Annotated in this window: 4 protein-coding genes; all 4 read right to left on the bottom strand. The window is 59.5% G+C overall.

What is annotated here, in order from left to right:
- Window positions 1-97 precede the first annotated feature (97 nt).
- Genes MGEO_RS20960 through rpsJ form a run of 4 tightly spaced genes read right to left on the bottom strand, consistent with a single transcriptional unit; the run spans window position 98 to window position 2168 of the window.
- Window positions 98-394: a 50S ribosomal protein L23 gene (locus MGEO_RS20960; RefSeq protein WP_085641680.1), complete on the bottom strand. Its 297-nt coding sequence runs from the start codon at window positions 392-394 to the stop codon at window positions 98-100.
- A complete protein-coding gene (rplD, locus tag MGEO_RS20955; protein ID WP_085641679.1) occupies window positions 391-1008 on the bottom strand; it encodes a 50S ribosomal protein L4 in 618 nt (205 codons plus the stop codon). The genes MGEO_RS20960 and rplD overlap by 4 nt, the downstream gene beginning before the upstream one ends.
- The gene (gene rplC, locus MGEO_RS20950; protein ID WP_085641678.1) at window positions 1005-1847 is read right to left on the bottom strand and encodes a 50S ribosomal protein L3; all 843 of its coding nucleotides are present in this window, start codon (window positions 1845-1847) and stop codon (window positions 1005-1007) included. Before rplC ends, rplD begins: the two co-directional genes overlap by 4 nt.
- Before the next feature lie 12 nt (window positions 1848-1859).
- Complete coding sequence (gene rpsJ / locus MGEO_RS20945) at window positions 1860-2168, bottom strand: 30S ribosomal protein S10 (protein ID WP_007792792.1); 309 nt, start codon at window positions 2166-2168, stop codon at window positions 1860-1862.
- Window positions 2169-2306: the final 138 nt, after the last annotated feature.

Raw genomic sequence — 2306 nt, 5'->3', positions numbered from 1 at the left:
GCCTAATAGATTAAATCGCCAAAAATAACAAAAGCCCCCCGCCATCGCGGGCGAGGGGCTTTCTCATTCTCTCAAACCGGGCCGAAGCCCGACCAGATCACAGACCCGTGGTCACGTCGATCGTGTTGCCTTCGGCGAGGGTCACATAGGCCTTCTTGACGTCTTTCCGCTTGCCCAGCTGGCCGCGGAAGCGCTTGACCTTACCCTTGGTGATCGTCGTGTTCACTGCCTTGACCGACACACCAAACAGAGCCTCGACGGCCTCTTTGATCTGCGGTTTGTTAGCGTCGATCGCCACTTCGAAGACCACGGCACCGTTTTCGGACGCCATTGTGGATTTCTCGGTGATGATCGGCTTGCGGATCACATCGTAATGTTCAGCTTTCGCGCTCATTTCAGACGAGCCTCCAGTGCTTCGACACCCGCCTTCGTGAGCACGAGCGTGTCACGCTTGAGGATGTCATAGACGTTTGCCCCCATCGACGGCAGAACATCGAGACCATCGATGTTCGCTGCGGCGCGGATGAAGTTTTCGTTCACCTCTGCCCCGTCAATGATCAGCGCGCGCTTCCAGCCCAGGTTTGCAACCTGCTTGGCCAGAGAGGATGTTTTGCCATCGGACTCGATGTTCTCGATGATGACAAGCGACCCGTCTTTGACCTTGGCCGACAGAGCGTGCATCAGGCCCAGCTTGCGGACCTTCTTGGGAAGGTCATGCGCGTGGCTGCGCGGGGTCGGGCCCTTGTAGATGCCACCCTTGCGGAAGATCGGTGCCTTGCGGGAGCCGTGACGTGCGCCACCGGTGCCCTTCTGGCGGTAGATCTTCTTGGTCGAGTAGCTGACTTCGGACCGCGTTTTCACCTTGTGTGTACCGGCCTGCGCTTTGTTGCGCTGCCAGCGGACGACACGGTGCAGGATGTCGGCGCGCGGCTCGAGACCGAAGATCTCGTCGCCCAGCTCGACCGACCCGGCTTTTCCGCCGTCCAGTTTGATCACGTCGAGTTTCATTCGTCGCCTTCCTTCTTCTCAGCCTGAATTTCAGCTTCGGCTTCCTTCAGAGCGGCTTCTTCCGCTGCGGCGGCCTCTGCTGCTGCGGCTTCTGCTGCTGCGGCTTCCTCGGCTGCGGCCTGGGCGGCGGCTTCTTCGGCCAGACGCTTGGCTTCTTCACCAGCGGAACGCAGAGCGGCAGGCAGGATCACGTTTTCCGGAACCGGCTTCTTCATGGCGTCCTTGACGGTCACCCAGCCACCCTTGGCACCGGGAACGGCGCCTTTGATCATGATGATGCCGCGTTCCGCGTCCGTCTTCACGACCTGCAGGTTCTGGGTTGTCACCTTTACGGCCCCCATATGACCGGCCATCTTCTTACCTTTGAAGACCTTGCCCGGATCCTGACACTGACCGGTGGAGCCGTGCGAACGGTGCGAGATCGACACACCGTGCGACGCACGCAGACCACCGAAGTTGTGCCGCTTCATGGCACCGGCGAAACCTTTACCGATCGAGGTGCCGGAGACATCCACATACTGACCTTCGAAGTAGTGGTCAGCGGTGATCTCTTCACCCACGTTGATCAGGTTCTCGGGTGCGACGCGGAATTCCGCGACCTTCCGCTTGGGTTCCACGTTCGCCGCAGCAAAGTGACCGCGCATCGCTTTGGATACGCGCTTTGCCTTGATCGAACCGGTGCCCAGCTGAACCGCCGAGTAGCCGTGCTGCTCAGGGGTGCGCTGTGCAACCACCTGAAGCTTGTCGGGTTGGAGAACGGTCACAGGAACCTGCTTGCCGTCTTCCATGAAAAGCCGGGTCATGCCGACTTTCTTTGCGATGATACCAGAGCGCATCATGTTGATACCCCCTTACACCTTGATCTCGACATCCACGCCAGCGGCGAGGTCGAGTTTCATCAGAGCGTCCACGGTCTGCGGGGTCGGATCGACGATGTCGAGAAGACGCTTGTGCGTGCGGATCTCGAACTGGTCGCGCGACTTTTTGTTCACGTGCGGGCCACGCAGAACGGTGAATTTCTCGATCTTGTTCGGCAGCGGGATCGGGCCACGCACTTGCGCGCCGGTCCGCTTGGCTGTGTTGACGATTTCCTGTGTCGATGCGTCGAGCACACGGTAGTCAAACGCCTTGAGCCGAATGCGAATATTCTGGCTTTGCATTGGTCTTAGCCTTTATTGGCGTTGCGGTTGAGAGGAAGAGGCAAGACCACCCTGCCCCTTCATCGAACCGGATGGGACGGACCAGAGCCCGTCCCGTTATTCAGTTCGGTGCGTGCGGACACGCACCATGACGCACGT

This window comes from Marivita geojedonensis, assembly GCF_002115805.1.
Taxonomy (GTDB): Bacteria; Pseudomonadota; Alphaproteobacteria; order Rhodobacterales; family Rhodobacteraceae; genus Marivita; species Marivita geojedonensis.
This window is presented reverse-complemented; position numbering and strand designations above follow the sequence as displayed.